We start from the raw sequence: 8432 nt of genomic DNA, 5'->3' as shown, positions 1-8432 counted from the left end.
GGCGGCTACGGCCGAAAGGCGCCGGCTGTCCTGCCCGAGGGCGAGGTGTTCTCGGCCTGCGGCGCGGCCATGCTGATCGACCGCCAACTTTTCCTCGATGTCGGCGGCTTCGACGAGCGCTACTTCTGCTACTGCGAGGATGTCGACCTGGGCTATCGCCTGCGGCTGCTGGGCCAGCCCACGCTGCTCCTGCCCAGGGCCAAGGTTGCTCACGTCGGCTCGGCCAGCACCGGGGTGCGCTCCGACTTCGCCATCTTCCACGGCTCGCGCAACCGCGTCTGGACCTTCCTGAAGAACACGCCGGGCTGGCTGTTCCCCGTCACCCTGCCGCTGCACGTCGCCGTGACGGCCGGCCTGCTGCTGCTGCACTGGCGGCGGGGCGACGTCGCCCCCGCTATCCGAGGGATAAAGGCGGCGCTGAAGCGCGACGACCTCGACGCGGTCATGGCGGATCGCCGCGCGATCCAGGCCAGGCGCAAGGCCTCGCCGGGCGCGATCCTGCGGGTGATGTCGATCGATCCGGCGGCCTTCATCGGCCGGCGGTTGGTGATCCGCAAGGCGCGCGGCCTCTAGACCGACAGGTCCTCAATCAAGCGGCGCATGAAGGCCGCGCCGCGCTGCATCTGGCTGAGTTCGACATATTCGTCGGGCTGGTGAGCCTGATCGATCGAGCCGGGGCCGCAGATCACGGTCGAGAAGCCCGCGCCCTGGAACTGTCCCGCCTCGGCGGCGTAGGGCACGACGCGGGGCGGGCCGTTGTCGCCCGCCAGCCTGCGCGCGAAGGTCTCGGCGACGCCGTCCTCCTCCGGCGCGAAGGCCGGAGTCAGGGAGCGGCGCTCTATTCTCACGCCGCCTTCCGGCGCCTTGGCCTTGATCTCGGCGTCCATCCGCTGGGCGGCCGCGAAGAAGTCGGCCAGCAGCGCCTCGGGGTCCATGCCCGCCGGCGTGCGCAGGTCGAAGACGAAGACGCACTCGCGGGCGAGGATGTTCACGGCGGTCCCGCCGTTGACCTGGCCGATGGTCAGGGTCGCGCCCTTGGGCGTGAAGGGCGAGTTGGGATCCGCCTCGCGCTCCAGGCGCTCGGAAAGCGCGACCAGCATCGCCATCAGCTTGATCGCCGCCATGTTCGCCGAGACGCCCAGGTGGGTCAGGCTGGAATGGGCTTCGCGTCCCGTGACGGTGACGATGAAGCTGGCGATGCCCTTATGGGCGCGCACGGCGACCATGTCTGTCGGTTCGCCCACCACGACGAGGGCGGGACGCGGTGCTTCGCGGGCGATGACCTCGATCATGTCCGGTGCGCCCAGGCATCCGACCTCCTCGTCATAGGAGAAGGCGAGATGGACCGGCCTGCTCAACGTCGCCTTGGCAAGGTCGGGGGCGGCGGCCAGCGCCAAGGCCAAGAAGCCCTTCATGTCGCAGGTTCCGCGGCCGTAAAGACGACCGTCGCGTTCCGTCAGGGTCCAGGGATCGCTGGACCAGGGCTGGCCGTCGACCGGCACGACGTCGGTATGCCCCGATAGCACGACCCCGCCTTCCACGGCCGGACCGATCATCGCCATCAGGTTCGACTTGGTCCCGTCCGCGCTGGGCACGCGCCTGGAGGGCACGCCGAGGTCGGCGAGATAGCCCTCGACCCACTGGATCAGTTCAAGGTTCGAGCGCCGAGACGTTGTGTCGAAGGCCACCAGCTTGGCCAGGATATCGATCGCGCGGGCGAACAAGACTTCTGAAGAGGAAATCATCAGTCGAGCCTAGACCCGTTCTCCTCGCCGCGCCTACCCACCGGCGCGCGCTCGCCTCTTATTGATCTTCGACGGGGCATGGTTGTGCTGGTTGGCGGCTTTTGCGGCTTCGCCTGAGCGATTTCATGCCCATGAGCCTCGCCGGCGGGCTTTTCTTGGCGGCTGCGGTTCTCTAGAGGGAGCGGACCATGATCCTAACCCTCTCCTGCCCCGACCAGCGCGGCATCGTCGCCAAGGTGTCCGCCTTCCTCTTCGAGCGCGGCTGCAACATCCTCGACGCCCAGCAGTTCGACGACCAGGAGACCGGTCAGTTCTTCATGCGCGTCGTCTTCGACGCCGATGGCGCTGACCGCGCCGCGTTGCGGGAGGCGTTTGGCGCGCTGGCCGAGCCGCTGAAGATGAAGTGGACGCTTCGCAACCGCGCCGATCGTTATCGCGTGCTGCTGCTGGCCAGCAAGTTCGACCACTGCCTGGCCGACTTGGTCTACCGCTGGCGCATCGGCGAGCTGCCGATGGACATCACCGGCGTGGTCTCGAACCATCCGGCCGAGACCTACGCCCATATCGACCTGTCGGACCTTCCCTTCCATCACCTGCCTGTGACCAAGGAGACGAAGTTCGAGCAGGAAGCCGAGCTCTGGAAGCTGATCCAGGAGACGAAGACCGACATCGTCGTGCTCGCCCGCTACATGCAGGTGCTGTCGGACGGCCTGGCGGCCAAGCTGCAGGGCCGCTGCATCAACATCCATCACTCGTTCCTGCCCGGCTTCAAGGGCGCCAAGCCCTATCACCAGGCCCATGCGCGCGGCGTGAAGCTGATCGGCGCCAGCGCCCACTATGTGACCGGCGACCTCGACGAGGGCCCGATCATCGAGCAGGACGTCGAGCGCATCAGCCACCGCGACACGCCCGAGGACCTGGTCCGCAAGGGCCGCGACATCGAGCGTCGCGTCCTGGCGCGGGCGCTGCGTTACCGCCTGGAGGACCGTGTCCTGTTGAACGGTCGCAAGACGGTGGTGTTCACCGACTGACGGCCTGCCTCGGCCTCGACGGTTGCAAGTACACTAAAAACTGGAGTACGGGCTGGCTCTTCGAATGCCGAGGGCTATCCAGCGCATGTCGCAGCAGAATCTCCGCGTGATGGTGACCGGCGGGTCCGGCTTCATCGGCTCGGCCGTGTGCCGCCATCTGGCCGGCCAGAACGATGTCGCGATCCTCAACTACGACAAGCTGACCTACGCCGCCTCGCCGGGCAGCCTGGCGATGCTGGAGGGCAAGGCCGACTACCAGTTCGTCCAGGGCGACGTCGCCGACGCGGCGACGGTCTCGGCCGCGGTCAAGGCTTTCCGGCCCAACGTCATCATGCATTTGGCCGCCGAGAGCCACGTCGACCGCTCGATCACCGGCCCCGGCGAGTTCATCCAGACCAACATCGTCGGCACGTACGTCATGCTGCAGGCGGCGCTGGAGCACTGGCGGGGCCTGACGGGCGAGGACAAGGACCGCTTCCGGTTCCACCACATCTCGACCGACGAGGTGTTCGGCAGCCTGGGCGCGGAGGGCCTGTTCAGCGAGACCACGCCGTACGATCCGCGCTCGCCCTATTCGGCCTCCAAGGCCTCGTCGGACCACCTGGCCCGCGCCTGGCATCACACCTACGGCCTGCCGGTCGTGGTCTCGAACTGCTCGAACAACTACGGGCCCTATCACTTCCCCGAGAAGCTGATCCCGCTGGTCACGCTGAACGCCCTCGAGGGCAAGCCGCTGCCGGTCTACGGCAAGGGCGACAATGTCCGCGACTGGCTCCATGTCGAGGACCACGCCCGTGCGCTGCACCTGATCGCGACCAAGGGCGTCCCGGGCGAAAGCTACAACGTCGGCGGCCGCAACGAGCGCACCAACCTGCAGGTGGTCGAGGCGATCTGCGACGTGCTCGACGAGTTGCGTCCTCTGCCGGGCCAGACCCGTCGCGAGTTGATCACCTTCGTCGCCGATCGGCCGGGTCACGACGCCCGCTACGCCATCGACGCCACCAAGCTGGAGACGGAGCTGGGCTGGAAGGCGCAGGAGACCTTCGAGACGGGCCTGCGCAAGACGATCCAGTGGTATCTCGACAACGAGGCCTGGTGGGCGCCTCTGCGCGAGCGCTACGCTGGCCAGCGCCTGGGCTTGAAGACCGCCTGATGGCCGGCCCTCGCATCGCCCTGTTCGGGGCCAATGGCCAGCTGGGATCGGACATGACCAAGCAGGCGGCTGAGCGCGGCCTGGCCCTCGTCGCCGTCACCCGAGCCCAGCTCGACGCCGCCGATCCGGCGGCCGGCTTTGACGATCTCGCCTTCGACGTCGCCATCAACTGCGTCGCCGTCACGCGGGTCGACGACTGCGAGAAAGACCCTGCGCCCGCCGTGGCGATCAACGCTCACTTCGCCGGACGGCTCGCTAAGGCCTGCGCCGCCAAGGGCGCGCGCCTAGTCCAGGTGTCGACAGACTATGTCTACGGCGGGCAAGCCCAACGGGAGCCGCTGTCCGAGGAGATCGGACGCGCGCCGGTCAATGTCTACGGCGCCACCAAGGCGCTGGGCGAGGACCTGGCGCGTTTGGAGCATGACGATGTCGTCGTCGCGCGCGTCGCCTCGCTGTTCGGCGTCGCCGGCGCCAGCGGCAAGGGCGGCAACTTCGTCGAGACCATGCTGCGGTTCGGGGAAGAGCGTGGTCGCCTGACTGTCGTCGCCGACCAGATCATGTCGCCCACCGCCTCGTGGGACGCCGGCGAGGCGATCCTCGATTTGATCGCGGCCGAAGCGCCCGCTGGCGACTACCATGTCGTCAATTCCGGCGTCGCCAGCTGGTGGGAGTTCGCCTCGCGGATTATCGAAAGGGCCGGCGTCAGCGCTGAAGTCGCGCCGATCCCGACCAGCGATTTCCCCACGCCCGCCCGCCGCCCGCCCTACAGCGCGCTGTCCAGCGCCAAGCTGGCCGCCGCCATCGGTCGGCCCATGCCGCACTGGACCGATGCGCTCGATCGCTATCTCCAAGCCAAGGGCCGGCTCTGAGCGCGCCTCAAATCCTCCACGATCATCGCGTTGAACCGCCAACCTCCACGCGAAAGGCTTCACGTTTCGCGCAAATCCGCTCTAGGTTCGAGCGTCAGGACTGAAGAAGAAGACGTATGAAGGGTATCATCCTCGCCGGCGGGTCGGGCACGCGTCTCCACCCGGTGACCCTGGCGATCAGCAAACAACTGCTGCCGGTCTTCGACAAGCCGATGATCTACTATCCCCTGTCGGTCCTGATGATGGCTGGCGTGCGTGATGTCCTGATCATCTCCACGCCGCGTGACCTGCCGTTGTTCGAAGGGCTTCTGGGCGACGGCGCGCGGTGGGGGATCAACATCAGCTACGCCGAGCAGGCCAATCCGAACGGCTTGGCCGAGGCCTATCGCATCGGCGCGGACTTCGTCGGCGCCGAGCCCAGCGTCCTCGTGCTGGGCGACAACCTGTTCTACGGCGCGGGCCTGGGCCGGATCCTGCAGGGCGCCAAGGAGCGTTCGAAGAAGGGCGCCAGCGTCTTCGCCTATTTCGTCAACGACCCGCAGCGCTATGGCGTCGTCGAGTTCGACGCCGACGGCAAGGCGATCTCGATCGAGGAAAAGCCCCAGAAGCCGCGCTCGAACTGGGCGGTCACCGGCCTCTACATGTACGACAACCGTGTGGTCGACTTCGCTCGCGACCTGAAGCCCTCCGCGCGTGGCGAGCTTGAGATCACCGACATCAACCGCCTCTATCTGGAGGCCGGCGCCCTGTCGGTCGAGCGCATGGGTCGCGGCTTCGCCTGGCTGGACACCGGCACCCATGACAGCCTGCTGGAAGCTTCGGAATTCGTCCGCACGCTGGAGCACCGCCAAGGGCTGAAGATCGGCTGTGTCGAGGAGGTCGCCCACCAGAACGGCTGGATCTCGAGCGAGCAGCTTCTGGGCTTGGCCCACGAGCTGAAGAACTCGCCCTATGGCGCCTATCTGAAGATGATCGCCTCGCACGGCTGATCTACGACCTCGTGCCGCTGGAAAACGGCTTCGGCCTCGGCGACAGTCCGCGCCGATAAGAAAGTTCGCCGGGAGTTCGTTGTGTCCAGGAAGTTGATCCCCGTCGCCATTGCGGCGGCGCTGTTGGCCGTTCCGGCGGCCCCGGCCCTCGCGAGGCAAGCCTCGACGTCCGCTGCACAGCCCCCTGAGATCAAGATCGACAAGGCCCGGATCGACGGCGCGCTCAAGGCTATGGTCGACAGCGGCCGGGCAGTCGGCGTGTCGGCCCTGGTCTGGAAAGACGGCCGCGAGCGCTTTTTCGGCGCCGCCGGCATGGCCGATCGCGAGGCGGGCAAGCCGATGCGTCGCGACACCCTGGTGCAGATCTATTCGATGACCAAACCGGTCACCGGCGTCGCCCTGATGCAACTCTGGGAGCAGGGAAAGTTCGGTCTGGACGATCCGTTGTCGCGCTACCTGCCCGAGTTCGCCGACATGAAGGTCATGGACGCCCAGGGTCAGACGCGTCCAGCCAGTCGGCCGATCGTGATCCGCGATATCCTGCGCCACACGGCGGGGTTCTCATACGGTGGAACGGCGACGCCCGCCGATGCGGCCTTCTCGGCCCTCGATCCGCTGAACCTGACCAACGACCTTTCCGAGTTCAGTCGCCGGCTCGCCAAGGCGCCCTTGCTGTTCGATCCCGGGGAGCGCTGGAGCTATAGCGCCGCCGTCGATGTCCAGGCGCTGCTCGTCGAAAGGCTCACCGGCCAGCCCTTCGAGGCCTATGTGAAGGCGCACATCCTGGATCCGCTGGGCATGAAGGAGACCGCGTGGACACAACCCGAAGCGGCTTTCCCGCGTCTGGCCGCCGTCTACAACAAGGGCGCCGATGGCCGGCTCGCCAAGGAGGATCCCGCCGAGACGCGGCGCATGAACTTCGATCCCGCGCGACGCCTGACTATGGGCGGGGCCGGCCTGGTCGCCTCGATCGACGACTATGCGCGCTTCTCGCGGATGCTGCTGGACGGTGGCTCGTTGGATGGCGTGAAGATCCTCCATCCCTCGACCGTGCGCCTGATGGCCACCGACCATCTGGATGCGCGGGTGACAAATCGGTCGTGGCTGCCCAGCAAGGGTTCCGTCGGCTTCGGCTTCGACTTCGCGGTCCGAACGCGGCAGCCGCAGACGTCGAAGGAAAACCGGGGCGCGGTGGGAGAGTTCTTCTGGGATGGCCGCGACAGCACCCTGTTTTGGGTCGATCCGGTCAACAGGCTGACCGCCGTCTTCTTCGTCCAGACCTTCCCGTTCGATGGCACGCTGCACCATGATCTCAGGGCGGCGGTGTATGGGCCCGACTATCTGGGGCCGAAGGGCGACTAGGCGGCCCTGGCGCCCGGGCGCGAACAGGCTAGTCTCCCGCCGATGACTCGCGCACGTCCAAGCTTCCTGGAATTCTTCGCCGGCGGCGGCATGGCTCGGATCGGCTTGGGCGAGGGCTGGACCTGCGCCTTCGCCAACGACTTCGATCCGGTCAAGGCGGCGACCTATCGCGCGAACTTCGGCGAAAGCGGAGAGCATTTCCACCAGGGCGATGTCTTCGCCCTGACCGCCGACATCCTTCCGACGGCGGACTTGGCCTGGGCGTCCAGTCCCTGCCAGGACTTCAGCCTGGCCGGCGCCCGCGCGGGCCTGGCCGGCGGCAAGTCCTCTGCCTTCTTCGGCTTTTGGACCTTGATGAGGGGTCTCTCGGCCGAGGGGCGCGCGCCTTCGGTGATCGTCATCGAGAATGTCGTCGGGCTGCTGACCTCGCACCACGGCGACGACTTCACCGCGCTCTGCGGCGCCTTGAGCGAAGAAGGGTATCGCTTCGGCGCGTTGGAGATCGACGCCGCCGCCTTCGTCCCGCAGTCCCGTCCCCGCGTGTTCGTGGTCGCCACCCGCCTGCCGACCGCTGGCCTGGAGGGGGGCAGCGCCTTCCATAGCCGCGCCATTCGTGAAGCGGCCGCTCGACTGCCCGAGGATCTTCAGGCGCGCTGGATCTGGTGGGGCGTTCCCAAGCCGCCGGCGCGCAATACCGATCTCGCGGCCATGCTCGAGCCGGACGCGGCGGTGATCTGGAGTTCACCGGAAAAGACCGAAGCCCTGCTAGATCTCATGGCGCCGGCGCATCGCGAGGCGGTCGAGGCGCGGATGAAGGCCGGCGGTCGTTCCGTGGGCGCGGTCTTCCGCCGGATGCGCGGCGGCCAGCAGCGCGCTGAGGTGCGGTTCGACGGCCTCGCCGGCTGCCTGCGGACCCCGCGCGGCGGTTCATCCCGGCAGACTCTGTTGGTGATCGATGAGGGCCAGGTGCGGTCGCGTCTGCTGACTCCGCGCGAAGGCGCCCGCCTGATGGGGTTGCCCGACGGCTATCAGCTTCCGGCGTCGCAGACCGCGGGCCTGCAGGTGGTCGGCGACGGGGTTGCGGCTCCTGCGGTGCGATGGCTTGCGGAAACCCTCCTGGAGCCGCTTGTTGATAGCAAAACTGCAAGCCTTGCCGCCGAATGACCTCCTGACAGCGGGGGGATAGGGGTCTAGGGTGCGCCGCTTCCCGCAACCCCACGGCTCCGAGGTGTTCCGATGGACGACGCTTCCTCCCTCTATGACGCCGCCCGCTTCAAGCGCGC

At 67.4% G+C, this 8432-nt stretch carries 8 protein-coding genes; 7 read left to right on the top strand and 1 reads right to left on the bottom strand.

Annotation, left to right across the window (positions count from 1 at the left end):
* Positions 1-573: glycosyltransferase family 2 protein (locus Q0379_RS04380; RefSeq protein ID WP_299004762.1), on the top strand; the 573-nt coding region annotated here is incomplete at its 5' end.
* Here Q0379_RS04380 and argE read toward each other — a convergent pair.
* Entirely contained in the window at positions 570-1745 is a 1176-nt protein-coding gene (argE, locus tag Q0379_RS04375) for an acetylornithine deacetylase (RefSeq protein WP_299004759.1), read from the bottom strand. The genes Q0379_RS04380 and argE overlap by 4 nt on opposite strands.
* A gap of 188 nt (positions 1746-1933) precedes the next feature.
* On the opposite strand from argE, the gene purU reads away from it, so the two are divergent.
* The 6 genes from purU (at position 1934) to Q0379_RS04345 (ending at position 8313) form a co-directional block, all read left to right on the top strand.
* The gene (gene purU / locus Q0379_RS04370) at positions 1934-2776 is read left to right on the top strand and encodes a formyltetrahydrofolate deformylase (RefSeq protein WP_299004756.1); all 843 of its coding nucleotides are present in this window, start codon (positions 1934-1936) and stop codon (positions 2774-2776) included.
* Positions 2777-2861: 85 nt separating this feature from the next.
* Positions 2862-3929 carry a dTDP-glucose 4,6-dehydratase gene (rfbB, locus tag Q0379_RS04365; RefSeq protein WP_299004753.1) on the top strand — a complete coding sequence of 356 codons (1068 nt, stop codon included), beginning with the start codon at positions 2862-2864 and terminating at the stop codon, positions 3927-3929.
* A complete protein-coding gene (rfbD, locus tag Q0379_RS04360; RefSeq protein WP_299004751.1) occupies positions 3929-4798 on the top strand; it encodes a dTDP-4-dehydrorhamnose reductase in 870 nt (289 codons plus the stop codon). Before rfbB ends, rfbD begins: the two co-directional genes overlap by 1 nt.
* A 116-nt stretch (positions 4799-4914) precedes the next feature.
* Entirely contained in the window at positions 4915-5787 is an 873-nt protein-coding gene (rfbA, locus tag Q0379_RS04355; RefSeq protein ID WP_299004748.1) for a glucose-1-phosphate thymidylyltransferase RfbA, read from the top strand.
* A gap of 81 nt (positions 5788-5868) precedes the next feature.
* A complete protein-coding gene (locus Q0379_RS04350; protein WP_299004745.1) occupies positions 5869-7149 on the top strand; it encodes a serine hydrolase domain-containing protein in 1281 nt (426 codons plus the stop codon).
* A gap of 42 nt (positions 7150-7191) precedes the next feature.
* Complete coding sequence (locus Q0379_RS04345; RefSeq protein ID WP_299004743.1) at positions 7192-8313, top strand: DNA cytosine methyltransferase; 1122 nt, start codon at positions 7192-7194, stop codon at positions 8311-8313.
* Positions 8314-8432 lie beyond the last annotated feature (119 nt).

Source organism: uncultured Caulobacter sp. (assembly GCF_937900395.1).
Taxonomy (GTDB): Bacteria; Pseudomonadota; Alphaproteobacteria; order Caulobacterales; family Caulobacteraceae; genus Caulobacter.
The sequence above is the reverse complement of the archived record's forward strand: the minus strand, read 5'-3'. Positions and strand labels throughout refer to the sequence as shown.